This is a genomic window from Stenotrophomonas sp. 22DLJC03 (assembly GCF_056861405.1).
In genome coordinates, this window is sequence record NZ_JBSPUG010000008.1 from 73,607 (window position 1) to 79,959 (window position 6,353).

The following is a 6,353-nucleotide window of genomic DNA, read 5'->3' on the forward strand; positions in this document are numbered from 1 at the left end:
GGGGCTTTCCAGCCTCGGGGTGGTTGGCCGGCCGTGAACAGCGTGAGGATCTGGGAGAAGAGCTACGCGCTGCGGCGACGGCTGCTGCGTGGCTTTTTCCTGCGCCGCGGTTCTGCCAGCGAAGATGCCGAGGACCTGGCGCAGGAAGTGTACCTGCGGCTGCTGCGGACCACCGGCGAGAATGCCGCAGCGATCGAGAACCCGGAAGCCTACCTGTTCACCGTCGCGGCCAACCTGGCGCGCGAGCATGCACGCTCACGTTCGTCGCTGCCGCCGCTGGAAGACGTTGATTTACTGGCGGAAGTGCTGAAAAGCGAAGAAGACATCGAAGGCGAATTCGAGCGCGCGCAGCGCTGGAACGGTATCCGCAGCACCATCGCACGACTGCCGGCGACCACGCGGCGGGTGATGGAGCTGCACTACCGCGACGGGTTGGACTGCCCGGGAATCAGCCAGCAGCTGCAGGTGTCGGTGCACATGGTGCGCAAGCACATCGGCAAGGGGCTGGAGGCCTGCAGGAAGGCGCTGGGCGCCAGGGAGCACACATGAACCGGAACACATCGCCCGCAGCCGACGACACGATCGCCTGCGAGGCCATGGACTGGTTCCAGCGCAATCGCGAGGGGAGTCTGGGCGAGGCCGAGCGCGCTGCATTCCTGCACTGGATGAAGCGTTCGCCCGAACACGTGCGCGCCTACATGCACGCCCTCGCGCTGCACCGGCAGGTCGGTGAGGCACTGCAATCGCCATTGCCTGAAGAGGCGCAGGCGCCGCCACGGCAGGCTGCCGCCAAGGTGGTGCCGCTGTTCGGTAGCGCACCGGCCGCGCCGCGCGCTGCGCCGCGGCGCGGCCGCGCGCGCTGGTGGGCGCTGGCTGCCGCAGCCTGTGTCGCCCTGCTCGGCGTGGGCCTGGTTCCGCAGTTGATGCCCACCGAACAGCTGTACAGCGCCGACCATGGTGAACTGCGCGACCTGGTGCTGCCTGACCAGACCCAGGTGCAGCTCAACGCGGACAGCCGCCTGCGGGTACGCATGAGCTGGTTCAGCCGCAAGGTGGAGCTGCTGCAGGGCGAGGCCACGTTCGACATCGCCCGCGACCGCCGTCCGTTCGAAGTGCAGGTGAACGGCCTGAAGATCCGAGACATCGGCACCGTGTTCGATGTATCGCGGCGGCTGCAGAGCACGCGCATCGGCGTGGTCTCCGGCGAAGTGGAGGTGTGGAGCCAGGGCAGGGATGCAACGCGTCTTGCGCAGCTGGGCGAAGGCCGGGTAGTGCAGGTCGACACGCGCAGTCATGCTGTGGAGTCCTTGGACATGCCGTTGTCGATGCTGCTGGATTGGCAGCATCGCAAGGTGTCCTTCCTTGATGAGCGGCTGGATGAAGTGGCCGCCGCCTTCAACCGACACAACCAGGTACAGGTGCGGATACTGGATGAAGGCGCGGCATCGGCGCGGCTGTCCGGCAGCCTCGATGCGCATCGCATCGGTGCATTGCAGGTGTTCCTCGAACGCGATCCGCGCTTTGTCGTACGCCGCGAGGGCGACACGGTGCGGGTCGGCAGCCGCTGAGGCCGGCGTGGCCGTGCACTGTCAGAAAAGATTCATCGAATCCGCGTTCTCCACTTCGGTGGAAGCGGGCTCTTACTTGGGAGAAGCCGCTGTCGAATCGCTCAGCGGCACCTGCTGCCTTCTCTCTTCCAAGGACCCGTGATGCGTAACACGCTCTACCTGTCGATCATCCTCGCTCTGTCTCCCTGCAGCGTGCCGGTGGCGGCTGCGGCCACTGCAGATGGCCTTGAGGCCCGTGTGTCGGCGCCGATCGCGGCGCAGCCGCTGGCGCGTGCGCTGGAGCAGTTGTCGCGCAGTTCGGGCGTGCAGTTCCTGTATTCGGGCAGCGGTGAAGCGCGTATGGCCGGGGCGGTGCCGCGTGGTGCGACCGTCAAGCAGGCACTGGACGCGCTGCTGGCAGGGACCGGCCTGGGCTACACCGTGGTGGACGGCAACGTCATCGCCATTGATCCGGCGCCCGCACGCAACGAGCCGAAGCCGGCCGCGCCGAAGCCGCGCGAGGCCGAGGCGGCGGTGGCGCCGACCCTGGATACGGTGAAGGTGATTGCCGCGCACGAGGTGATCGACCAGAAGAAGACCTCGCCGGTGATCAAGGATTCGGTGGTCTACGACGAGATGGACAGCTACGGCGACGAAACCCTGGCCGAGAGCCTGATGGCCGCGCCGGGGCTGAGCGCGGTGGAAGACGCTGGCGAGCCGCGTTACGTCACGGTACGTGGCGTGCAGGCCAACCTCAACTACACCACCATCGATGGCATCGCGATTGCCAGCGTGGGTGGCAGTGGCTCGGGTGAGCGCATGAACAACCTGCAGCTGATTCCCAGCGACATCGGTACCCGCACCGATATCTACAAGAGCTTCAGTGCCGAGCAGGCGCCGGATGCCATCGGCGGCGTGATCGACATCATCAGCCGCAGTGCGTTCGACCGGTCCGGCAAGTATGTGTTCGCCGATGTGGCCGGTATCTACTCCACTGCCGAGACCAACGTCGAGCGCAGCGCCGGTGGCAACCACCAGACCCTGGGTCACTTCGGAAAAAGCGCCAAGGTGGTGTTCTCCAACCAGTTCGGTGCCGACCAGGAATTCGGCATCGTTGCGGTGGCCCGCTATGAGCAGCGTTCGCGCAACAGCGTCAAGCGCTGGGTGGAGTCGAACTACTACTACAACGACGCCGGCAAGTACCTCGCCGACGGCACCACTGGGCCGGACGAGGCCAAGGGCTGGAACGGGCTGCGTGCGCCCGGCAATTTCAGTACCGGTACCTACACCAACTTCATCACCAATTTCGGTGGCTCGGCCAAGCTGGAATGGAAACCGTCGGACGATCCGTTCTACGCATCGCTGCTGCTGTACTCGTACCGGTTCTACGAGAACTCGACGATGAACAAGACCGATCTGTATGGCAACGCCAAGTTTCCGATCCGCAATCAGACCGATGACAGCGGCACCACCCAGATCAACAGCATCTACATCAAGAACCGGCATGATCGTTGGGATCGCAGCAATCGCGGCGCCATCGCCAGCTTCAACTGGGACTTGGGTGACCGTTCGCGGTTGACCCTGCGTGGCGGCCACACCGAAGAAACCTTCCACAACAGCCAGGTCTACTGGGGGGTACGCGCCTACCCGAGCAACCTGTTCGTCGATTACGAGAACGACAGCCACGGCTTTCCCAATGCGGTGGCGGTTTCCGATTCCAGCCTGCTGACCAGCTCGGCGTTCAAGCTCAACCCGGCACAGGCCTATGTCTCGCCGCGTGATGCCAAGGAGAGCATCGACAACCTGCGTGCCGACTTCAGCTACAACATCGACGCCGATGCGCGTGGCTTTGGCCTGGCCGCCGGTGCCGAGTACCGTCACCTGAAGATCTGGCAGGACATCGACTTCGACTACTACAAGAGCAGTGCCACGCTCAACGATTACCTGTACCCGGGTTCGACCCTGCTGGGCAGCGTGCCGGGCTTCCCGCTGATCGACAACCGCAAGTGGAACGAGGAGCTGGCGCCGACGCTGGGCAGCAACAACGCCGCCTATCCGAATGCCGATTTCACCAGTGACTACAAGTACGTTGAGGACATCACCAATGCCTATGTCTCCGCGCACTATGCCTGGGATCGGCTGTTGCTGATCGGTGGCCTGCGCTACGACCACACCACCTTCGATGCATTCAGCCCGTTCAGTGATGATGGCGGTACCACCTATACCTCCGCGTTCCGCAGGACCAGTGGTGGCTACAACAACCTGCTACCGTCGTTGAATGCAACCTTCAAGCTGACCGACGACCAGCGCCTGCGCTTCTCCGCCAGCCGCACCCTGGGCCGGCCGACGCCAAGCAACATCGCCCAGGCCACCAGCACCAGCTGTGGCGATGACGAGGAGGGCAGGGGCTTCTGCACGATCAAGCAGGGCAACGCCAACCTGCAGCCGCGCCGCTCCACCAACATCGACCTGGCCTGGGACCTGTATTTCAACGACAACAACGGCCTGGTCTCGGTCGCGCTGTTCGACAAAGTGATCAAGGACGACATCTACACCCTGACCACGTTCGAGAACGTGGGTGATACCCGCTACCGGGTCACCCAGCCGATGAACACCGACGCGTCCAAGCTGCGCGGCGTCGAGTTCGCGGTGGCCAACCGCAACCTGCAGTGGGGCGGCCAGCGCTTTGATATGTATTTCAACGCCACGCGGCTGGAAGGCCAGACCAACTACCGCATCAGTGATGGCAGCGAGCGCCGCCTGGACCGCCTGCTGTACCAGCCGGACTGGTCGCTCAATGGGTCGGTGATCTGGCGCATGCCGTGGAAGAGCGCACAGCTGCGCATGTCCGGCACCTACCGCAGCCGGATGCTGGTCGACTTCGGTGATACCCAGTGGCTGGACTCGTACTACGACCCGTACATGACCTTCAACTTGGCCTTCAGCCACAAGGTCAGCAAACACGTGACGCTGAAGTACGAGGCCAAGAACCTGTTCAACACGCAGCCGACCTACAGCACTGGACCCAATGGTCGCTTCCGCACCGAGATCGACGACTACGGCCGCTTCTTCTACTTCCACATCATCTACAACTGAGGGCGCACCCGTGGATACGATCAATCGCAGGCGATTCCTGGCCCTGGCCGGCCTGTCCGCCGCCGGCGCCTGGATGGGCACGGCACGGGCGCTGGCCGCGCAGACCGATGCCACCGCGCTGAACCCGCGCAACCTGCTGGCATCGCCGCGGTTCGCCAGTACACCGTTCACCCTGGGCGTGGCCTCGGGTGATCCCTCGGCCGATGGCATGGTGCTGTGGACACGCCTGGCAACGGAGCCGCTGGTGTTCGGTGGTGGCATGCCGACGCAGCCGATGGCGGTCCAGTGGCAGCTGGCGGCCGACGATGGCATGCGCAACGTGGTGCGCCAAGGTTCGGCGATGGCCCACCCCGAGCTTGGCCATGCGGTGCACGTGGAGCTGGAAGGGCTGGCACCGGGCCGTCCGTACTGGTATCGCTTCAGCGTGGGCGGCCACGCCAGTGCCGTGGGCCACACCCGCACGCTGCCGGCAGCCAACGCTGCGGTTGATCGTGTCCGTTTCGCCGTGGCCGGTTGCCAGCACTATGAAGAGGGCCATTACACCGCATGGCGGCGCATCGCCGAGGAGCCGCTGGACTTCGTCTTCCACTATGGCGACTACATCTACGAGGGCGCAAGCCAACCGGGCGTGCGCAGGATGAACGGCCGGCCATTCACCAACCTGCGCAACCATGTTGGACCGCAGATCTACACGCTGGACGATTACCGCCGCCGCTACGCCCAGTACAAGAGCGATTCCGACCTGCAGGCCGCGCATGCGTCGGCGCCGTGGTTCGTCACCTTCGATGACCATGAAGTGGACAACAACTGGGCCGGTGCGGAGGACCAGGACGATACCCCCAGCGAGGTGTTCCTGCTGCGCCGCGCACAGGCCTTCCAGGCTTACTACGAGAACATGCCGCTGCGCCGATCGGCGCTTCCCCGCAACGGCCACATGCAGATGTATCGGCGTGCCCGCTATGGCACGCTGATGGACCTGCACCTGCTCGACACCCGCCAGTACCGCAGCAAGCAGGTAGACATGGCGCTGCATGAGGAAGTGGAATCACCGGCGCGCAGCATCGTCGGTGCGAAGCAGGAGCGCTGGCTGTTCGACGGACTGGCCGATGCCACGCCACGTTGGCACACCATCGCCCACCAGGTGGCACTGGGCAACTACATGCGCGAGAAGGATGGTGTGGTGCAGTCGTCCGACGACCAATGGTCGGGCTATCTGGACAGCCGCCGGCGCCTGCTTGACCACATCCAGAAGGTTGGCTTCGGCAATGTAGTGACCGCCTGCGGCGACGCGCATCGGCACTACGCCAGTGACCTGGTGCAGGACCATCGTGACTCGGGCGTGATCTCCAGTGAATTCCTCGCCACCTCGATCACCTCCGGCGCCGATGGCCAGGGCGTGGACGCGTATGCCGAGAACCAGCTGCGGCACAGTCCGCAATTGAAGGCGACCACCGACAAGCGCGGCTATGTGCTGTGCGATGTCATCCGTGATGCCTGGATCGGCGACATGAAGACGCTGGATACCGTGATGCAGCCGAACGGAACGGTGCAGAGCTGGAAACGCTATGCGGTGGAGCACGGCCGGCCGGGGTTGCAGGAGGCCTGAATCTACCGGTCTACCCTGTAGCAACTGTCTTGTCAGGCGGGGGCCATCTGGGCCTCCGCATCCCTTTTGCGGGCGTTGAGGATCACCAGCATCTTGCGCATCAC

4 protein-coding genes are annotated in these 6,353 nt (G+C 64.4%); all 4 read left to right on the forward strand.

What is annotated here, in order from left to right; translation table 11 throughout:
• The first annotated feature begins 33 nt into the window (after positions 1 to 33).
• The 4 genes from AC13GA_RS19755 to AC13GA_RS19770 all read left to right on the forward strand — a co-directional run bounded on the left by AC13GA_RS19755 (position 34) and on the right by AC13GA_RS19770 (position 6,249).
• On the forward strand, positions 34 to 549 hold the full coding sequence (locus tag AC13GA_RS19755; protein WP_046985852.1) for an RNA polymerase sigma factor: 516 nt from the start codon (positions 34 to 36) through the stop codon (positions 547 to 549).
• Positions 546 to 1,568 carry a FecR family protein gene (locus tag AC13GA_RS19760; protein ID WP_136639937.1) on the forward strand — a complete coding sequence of 341 codons (1,023 nt, stop codon included), beginning with the start codon at positions 546 to 548 and terminating at the stop codon, positions 1,566 to 1,568. The genes AC13GA_RS19755 and AC13GA_RS19760 overlap by 4 nt, the downstream gene beginning before the upstream one ends.
• A gap of 141 nt (positions 1,569 to 1,709) precedes the next feature.
• Positions 1,710 to 4,643, forward strand: a complete 2,934-nt coding sequence (locus AC13GA_RS19765) for a TonB-dependent receptor (protein ID WP_482998800.1) — start codon at positions 1,710 to 1,712, stop codon at positions 4,641 to 4,643.
• 10 nt (positions 4,644 to 4,653) lie between these two features.
• Positions 4,654 to 6,249, forward strand: coding sequence for an alkaline phosphatase D family protein (locus AC13GA_RS19770; protein ID WP_482998801.1), 1,596 nt, complete (start codon positions 4,654 to 4,656; stop codon positions 6,247 to 6,249).
• The last annotated feature ends 104 nt before the right edge of the window (positions 6,250 to 6,353 follow it).